Annotated in this window: 1 protein-coding gene; it reads right to left on the bottom strand. The window is 57.0% G+C overall.

Annotated features, from left to right (window positions below):
* Window positions 1–484: methyl-accepting chemotaxis protein (locus tag B2W52_RS02215; RefSeq protein ID WP_286801107.1), on the bottom strand; the 484-nt coding region annotated here is incomplete at both ends.

The following is a 484-nucleotide window of genomic DNA, read 5'->3' as shown; positions in this document are numbered from 1 at the left end:
TTCCTGATTCAGCCGGAACTGTTCGATGGTTTTCCTGAGATTCTCGGCCATGGCCAGAAGGTCTCCGGCAATTCTCGCTGTCTCCTTGGCATCCCCGGAGGTCTGCTCTGCCGAGCGACTGATTTCAATCACGTTGTGATTAATGGATTCGGAGACATCGCTCTGCTCGTTGGCAGCGCTCTCCATTTCCTGATTGAGGTTGGTGATCTCCCGCACAGCAGAGGCAATGGTTTGCAGTTCAGACTCTACTGTCAGAATGGCTGAAACCTGATGCTCTGCCATCTCAGAGGCATGGCGCATGGTGGCCACACAATCGACAACCTCTCCCTTCAGTCCGTTGATGGTGTTCCGGATTTCCTCCGTTGAATCCTGGGTTCTCGACGCCAGCGCACGCACCTCATCGGCCACCACAGAAAAACCGCGCCCCTGCTCTCCGGCACGGGCCGCCTCGATGGCGGCATTGAGCGCCAGCAGGTTGGTCTGG

The organism is Marinobacter sp. UBA2498 (assembly GCF_002341575.1).
Lineage (GTDB): Bacteria > Pseudomonadota > Gammaproteobacteria > Pseudomonadales > Oleiphilaceae > Marinobacter > Marinobacter manganoxydans.
This window is presented reverse-complemented; position numbering and strand designations above follow the sequence as displayed.